This window comes from Pseudovibrio sp. POLY-S9 (genome assembly GCF_001431305.1).
Classification (GTDB): domain Bacteria; phylum Pseudomonadota; class Alphaproteobacteria; order Rhizobiales; family Stappiaceae; genus Pseudovibrio.
In genome coordinates, this window is record NZ_LCWX01000077.1 from 1 (window position 1) to 6,571 (window position 6,571).

The window sequence follows — 6,571 nt, forward strand, 5'->3', positions numbered from 1 at the left end:
TGCAGAAAGATCCGGTGAATTATTCACCTCTCCGGAACCTGGCAAGCCAAATCCGAACGAGAAGCTGGCGACAGCAGTAGACCAGATCAACCGAAGATATAAAACTCGGCTTGTTCACTTTGGCGTAAATCAGGAACATCCTGGTTTTTTTGAAAATGGGCGAGATTCCTGAAGTAAATCAAGGGAAATTATACATTCAGAGTTTGTGAGAAAGTACTAAGCAGGCGGGAAATGAATGAAGGTATCCTATCTGCAGTTGATAGGAATGGGAGCATTATCGCGATACACGTTTTGGGGTGTATCGCGATAACATAAAGGTAGGCAACATGAGTCAATATTCTGAAGTACCAACCCATTCACCACTTCCCGTGAATGCGCTCCAAGTGTTTCCGGCAATATCTTCAATCGACATTCCTGACTGATCTAACTTGATGGCCAAGCCAGACCAGATCGGTGCAACGCCCAACGGCTGCACATCATCATGAGTATCTGCGTAAATTTTGATAGTCGTATTCTTTGCTATCGGCCTTAAAAATTTAAACGGATGAACAACTTCTGATGTGTCAGTTACAATGATTTCCTGACCGAAACGCACATCCCAAAGATGCTTGGCGCAGTAGTTCGTCAGTCCTGAAGGTCCAGTTTCGTGCCCCAAAATTTCACCTGTTTGGCGGCACACCAGCTGAGTGTAAAGGATTTTTGGTTCCTTGGTATCTGCTGACATAGCTGTTCCTGTTTCAAAAAATGTCATGATTAATCTCTCCAAATATGATTATCAGCTAACTCAGCAACATCGGTAACAAGCTGCTGAGAAAGCCGATCAGACCTAACATCAAGCCCAGTACACCAAGGCGAATAGATAATTGTGTTGGGAGATCTTTGTGGTTCCAGAACCAGACAAGGACCTCCCACTGTGTCGCTTTCCGAGCCTGCAGTTGACAGATTTCTTTGAACCTGACACCGAGGGCGTCGACAGCGTCGTAATCCAGCCCAATCGCGGACTTTTTTATAGAATATTTGCCGGCGTTTCCCATCGCATAACGGATTACACGTTGGCTGTTGAGTGTGTTAACAATCACCACTGGCTCCCGTCGAAAGAACTTGTCTGGGTGGAGCCGCTTGCTATCAAGCAGTGAATTATTGAACCTGGCAATTGAGAGATGTAGGCCGCTATCTTGATCAGATAATCGGACAACATGATTAAGCTCTGTGAGAGCGAGTTTTGTTGAATGCATTTCTGTCCCCTGATAGAGCTGAATGCACTCTCCCGTTGGGTGAATGCACCCAGCGGGTTTCAGTTCAAATGGCGATTAGGACCCCCACTCAATCTGGTTTTGATCAATGAAGAGCACTTTTCGCTGTCCTGGCTCGCTAGATCGGTGAAGACCGATCTCAAGACTTTCAGATTCTGCAGATACCTGCAGATCTACCTGAAAATTGGGAGTGCTAGGGCTCAACGATTTGCCGGCATAGAACTCTAACTCGAACGCATCGTCGGTTCTTTGATGTGAGATCAGCCAAGCCTCACCCTCGATATCGTAAGGTGAGATTTGAGAGCGCAACTTAGTTCCAGTTGGCATAGGGACTATCCCTTCCAGCAGATCTGCGGCTCGTAACATCGCTTGTTGGACATCTTGGATATCTTCAGCAGTTTGAGTTTCACCGAACTCTGCAGCATCAAACCAGATATCGGAACTGACACCTGAACGTAGTTGGCCCAGTTCCCTCGAAGCTGCAAAAGTGGCAGGATTTCAGTCAGTGAGGCGGGGTTGTCTTCTTGATCCTGTCTATTGTCGCGACGCCGACGTTAAAATGCCGGGCAATCCCGCGAATGGACTGCCCGCTCAGGAGCATGGTGCGCACCTGCTCCTGCTGATGCGGGGTCAGCTTGCTTTTGCGACCAAACTTGACGCCGCGCTTTTGAGCAGATAGGCGTCCTTCTTCGGTGCGGTCTTTGATCAAGTCCCGCTCCAGCTCGGAAAGTCCTGTAAATACAGTAAGTAAGAACTTTCCCATAGTGCTTGTTGTATCAGCCCACGGCTCTCTTAAGGAGCGGAAAAGCGCCCCTTTTTCTCCCAGCTTGGCTGTGATGTCAAACAGATCATAGGTGGATCTGGCCAACCGATCCAGACTTGCAATAACAAGTGTATCTCCCGGTTCGATTTGGCCCAGCATTTTCTCAAGCTGCGGTCTTAACCGGTCAAGGCCAGTGCGTTTTTCCTGATAAATCCGCTCACAACCAGCCTCCTGGAGCTGCTGGAGCTGCGTGGCGAGATTTTGTCCCGTCGTTGAGACCCGTGCATACCCGATCAGCATGGAAATTGACCCGTTTCTACCTGACTAATTCGGAACAAAAATACGGATCTACTAACCTTATGTTTTCGCGCGAGTAAAAAATCGTTCGGTTTCTTATAAGTTTCGGAACACATCATGCAGCCAGCTCCAGGTCATGTAAGGGTAGGCGAGCTTCCATATCGAGCGGGAATTCCCCGTAAGGGTTGTAGTGGCTGTGAGGTAGTGGTGATAGGCCTGCCCAGTCCCGTTCTGTCATGCGTGCAGCCCATACCGGGTCGCTAAGTACGTCCTGAATCATGAGGGTATTGATGTAGACCATACTGGATTGAAGCAGGTGAAGACACAGAGCGGAGGTCTCCTGATCCTCAAGTCGATTGCTGGTAAACTCGCCAGCCTTACCGAAACAAATAAAGTTGTTCACGCCGTTCCAGCGTTCCACCACATTAAGCCCGCTATGTATCTCCTGACGCAGCTGCTCTGAGTTCAGATACCTGCACAGGAAAATAGTTTTGGCAGCCCGGCCGAGCTCTAATAGCGCCATATAAGTCGGGTGGGTTGACGCTCCTCTGGAAAACCGACGTAGGATAGCTTCAGGGTCGGCAGTTCGGGTATAAAGAGCCGAAGCGAGCCGGATCATCTCATGATATTGCTGTTTGATCAGATCCCAATCAATTGGCCTGTTGGCAAACAAGGGGTCGATATGGCGATAGCTCTGCTCACTTTTAGGCCTTGCTCGCACCAGCTTCTGGCGGGCGATCCCCTTGAAGCGCGGCATCAGGTCAAAATCAAGTAATGTACAAAAAGCAAACGCAATGAGACTTTGGCCATGAGTGTCAACATATTGTCTGTCAACTTCCATTTCCGTACAATGATGTAGAACCCCCTCCATCATTGAAGCTACTTCGGAAGAGGAACAGCGCTTAAGTTGTGAGTGAATGCAAGTGGCGTTCGTATCGACATGCCAATAGATCATGACCCCACGACCATTATAGCGCTGATGCCATTCAGTCATCAGGTTCTGGTCCCATGCCCCGAACTGCGTGGAATCTGAGGCACAGCTGGTTGACCCATCCCCCCAGATCTCCCTTTGGCGGATTTGCATGGTTGCATTGGCAATCAGCCGTGTGGCTTGTCTGAGATTGTCCGCATGAATATACCGCCGACGCAGATACAGAAGCTCCTTGTAACTTACCCCATTCTTGCCTGCTGCAAGCGCTTTCAGGCCCATATTCGTTCCAAGTCCGTAAAGCACCAGAAGTAACCTTCGGGATAGTTCCTCACCTTTCAAATGTTGCCTGGAGGCCGTGGAACTGAAATGCTGAGAAAATCCAACTCGCAAGTCAGTTTCCTTTAATGCATCTAAAAGGCTGGTGACGGGCCAACGTTTAACAAGTTCATCGCGCAGGGCCTGAAGGTTCGGCGGTTCCGGTTGAGCTTTCAAGGGGCTAACGGAAATGCGTGCTTTATCGCCTAGCATCTTAATGCGGACCGACGAATTTCCCGCCAGGCCCTGGTCGAATTCAGTTAGAGCAGTTTGCATTTGGCCGGATAAGGTTCTTACAAATTCCTCCGCAGAAGAAGGTAAGTCCAGCTGCTGGCAGTACTCCTCCCGTTTGGCTTCGAAGTCTTGCGGCAAATCTTTAGCTGGGTCGCAAAATCGTCCGGCATTTTCCACCCAGATTTCCTTGGTGCGCAATTTAGCCCGCAGCTCATGCAATACACAAATCTCATAATTGATACGATTGACACGTTCTTGCCCGCGTGCAGAATTTTCAATAACACACTCGCGCCATTTAGGTTGGATCACGTCATCCACTGCCACCTTCTCAATTGGAAAATAGCGTGAAGCAGCGTCATGGGGACAACGAAGCAAAGAAAGGGCCTCTAGTAGCGGCTGGCACCACAGGTTGGTTGAACGGAATTCCAGCGTCGAGAGGAGTGGCATCATCATGCGCCGGTAATGTTGTGCATAAGACGTCCTAATCTTCCGATAAATGCGCTTCACATAAGCTGGCCCGTCAGAGCGATACTCTTTGACCAGATCGGCAATTGTCTGCTCCCCTACCACAGGATAGATGACTTGACGCACGCTTCCTTCCGGTTCCGCATTGGCAGCCTCTGCAATCCGAAACAGCAATGTTGTTTTACCGTTTACCTTTGTGAGTTCTCCAACAAGTTCGCTAACAACCCTTTTCTCAGCCCGGACGGCGATCTTGTGAGTGATTCCAATCAATGTTTCGACCAGGTCGTCAATCAGCTCAGTTTCTCGTTTGGCGCTGTAAATGGCCAGAAGTGCTAGGCGTGTCATCTCAGGATGCCGCCTTAATTCCCAAACATCTTCAGAACCCGCTCGTTGGCGATAGCGGGCAACCAATGCTGTAGGAAATTTATCAAGGAAACCTGAAGGCAGGCCGATCTGCCGGATCAACTGAAGCCGATCAATAATCGTCAATATCGATTCTAGGCTGGGTTTACCCGGTCCAGAGCGTAGTCGCGAAAATTTTGAGGGACGTGGCGTGGTATCAAGCAGGTCATTCAGCGCAGTGCAAGCGCTGTCTGTAAGAGCCCCAACAATGCTCTCAAACAGCTCGATCTCAAAAATACGCTCTGCCTCTCCAAGCAGGCGCTTTAATGCTTTTGCCTTTGGTAACTCGTAGCGTTGTGTTGAAAACCAGGCTTTAACCTCTGCTGTCACTCTGTGTGGCTCCAATGCCTGAGGCAGGAGCTCTGACAGAAGCCAGTTCTTAAAATCTTGCTTGCCGGTTTGGTCAAAACGGCGCAATTTCAAATGGGCGCGGACTTCTTGCGCATAGTCTCGCATGCTGCGTTTTAGAGCTTGCTCATTGTCCAAACGCTCAAAATTTGCTGATACCTGAGCGGCAAGAAAGTCAATAACCTCAGTAGAAACACTCGACAATGAACTCGGGAAACGCGCATAAAGCTGATAATGTTTGAGCATATATGCAAACAAAACTCGCCCAACCGCAGAGCGACCTTTAAGCAGCTGAATTTCCTCATCTGAAAGAACCCAATGCTCACGCAGTTCAGCCCCTGACCATACCCGCTTCAATGTCCACTCCAATATATTTTCGGAACATTAATGCGGATCAAATCAAAATTGTCAACTCAAAGTACAATTTCTAAAATTCTGCCACTTTTGCAGCTTCGAGGGAACTAGGCCATATTCCTGGGCCAACAGGCCAAGGGGTTTTTGGCAACTACTCCCATGAACACGTCGGAGACGTAATCGGTCATGAGTTGTTTGAAGAGGAACGAGAGACAATTTCGAAAACGATAGCCGAGAAAGTTGTCAATCTCATTCGCAATAATACCAGCGAGCTTGGCGAATACAAGCTGCCCTCCGATCAAGACATACTGGCAGAAGAAATTAGGGTCTTCACCGAAGATTTAGGTTATCCAACTGAAGCTTATCCAGGGCATGACTTAATTGATTTAACTAATATGACAGTTAAGGGAGCTACTGAAGGTGTTACAGTTGTAGAGGCTGCTGTAACACTAGCTGAAGCTATTATTCAAAATAATGCAGTTCATTACTACATGGATGGTGAGCTTGTCTCTACTATTGAAGCTCTCTCGCGAGGCGCAAAGCCAATTCCCAAAACAGGTTTATTGGAAGACCCGAATGGTCAGCTTCTCAAGAGTGTCAGCGGCGTTTTTAGTTATAAGGGAGAAGTGTTTCATCAGGGTCAACTAGAGGAGGTTGACGGTGTTTATTATGTCACGACCCAGCAGTTCGGTCGTGTACCTGTTGGGGTTACAAAGTCGATAGTCGGAAAGCTTGTATATGACTTATGGCATGGCATACCGGATGTCATTGAAGAAACAGTACCCGCAAACACGCCTTCACCTATTAGAGAAGTTGAGAAAACTGTCGATGATTTTCTAGATAATAATGATTCCAGTGAAATAACTGATGTTATTCGTGAAGTCCAAAAGAACGTTCAAACTACTGTTGATAGCATCACAAAGACCGTGGGCAATTACTATGACTGGAATAACTCAACAAGCCTGACACATAAAGTTGCTGATGTCGCAGGTACAATTGGCAAGGCTTTGCAAGCTACCAACCCAATTATGGGTTCTGTTGTCTCTTCTGTTAGTTCGATCGTAGGCTCACTCACTGAAGATGTAATTGATGGAGGTTACAGCCAAGGTGATCTCACCAGCAGCCCAACAGGTGGTGGCGATACTGGCGGCGGTGATACCGGTGGCGGCGATACTGGTGGCGGCGATACTGGCGGTGGTGATACTGGCG

The 6,571-nt window shown here is 48.3% G+C and carries 5 protein-coding genes; 1 reads left to right on the plus strand and 4 read right to left on the minus strand.

The features are described 5' to 3' along the window. Positions 1 to 331: 331 nt before the first annotated feature. The 4 genes from PPL9_RS05780 to PPL9_RS05800 all read right to left on the minus strand — a co-directional run bounded on the left by PPL9_RS05780 (position 332) and on the right by PPL9_RS05800 (position 5,377). Entirely contained in the window at positions 332 to 751 is a 420-nt protein-coding gene (locus PPL9_RS05780) for a hypothetical protein (protein WP_057461805.1), read from the minus strand. A gap of 28 nt (positions 752 to 779) precedes the next feature. Continuing rightward, on the minus strand, positions 780 to 1,079 hold the full coding sequence (locus PPL9_RS05785; protein WP_200962119.1) for a hypothetical protein: 300 nt from the start codon (positions 1,077 to 1,079) through the stop codon (positions 780 to 782). 676 nt (positions 1,080 to 1,755) lie between these two features. Then, positions 1,756 to 2,316 (minus strand): recombinase family protein, encoded by a 561-nt coding sequence (locus PPL9_RS05795; protein WP_057461808.1) that lies wholly within the window; start codon positions 2,314 to 2,316, stop codon positions 1,756 to 1,758. Between the two features lie 112 nt (positions 2,317 to 2,428). Next, positions 2,429 to 5,377, minus strand: a complete 2,949-nt coding sequence (locus tag PPL9_RS05800; protein WP_082596586.1) for a Tn3 family transposase — start codon at positions 5,375 to 5,377, stop codon at positions 2,429 to 2,431. Positions 5,378 to 5,553: 176 nt separating this feature from the next. On the opposite strand from PPL9_RS05800, the gene PPL9_RS32700 reads away from it, so the two are divergent. Next, the coding region (locus PPL9_RS32700) for a hypothetical protein (RefSeq protein WP_200962121.1) at positions 5,554 to 6,571 on the plus strand (1,018 nt) is incomplete at its 3' end.